1 pseudogene is annotated in these 273 nt (G+C 67.4%); it reads right to left on the minus strand.

Annotation, left to right across the window (positions count from 1 at the left end):
- Positions 1-273: pseudogene (locus tag SB772_RS41000) on the minus strand (aromatic ring-hydroxylating dioxygenase subunit alpha); the annotation flags it as partial.

Genomic DNA, 273 nt, shown 5'->3' on the forward strand with positions numbered 1-273 from the left:
GCAAGGCGGGTTGCGCGGCCCAGAAATCCGCCTCGCCAATGCATGCCTGCTGCGCTTCGAGCATCGGCAAGTCCTCCAGTTCGAAGGGCTTCATCAAGCCCTCCACCGCATAGCGCACGAGCGCGCGGCCCTCGTCGCCCATCGCTTTCGGCAAACCGAACGCGAAGAAATAGTGCGTCGTACAGGCCGTTTCCGGCGTGAGCCAATGCGCCGATGGCGCGATGCGTCCGGCCTCGCGCGGCTGGCCCGCGCCGGTCACGCCCACCACGATCG

The organism is Paraburkholderia sp. SIMBA_030 (assembly GCF_046535245.1).
Taxonomy (GTDB): Bacteria; Pseudomonadota; Gammaproteobacteria; order Burkholderiales; family Burkholderiaceae; genus Paraburkholderia.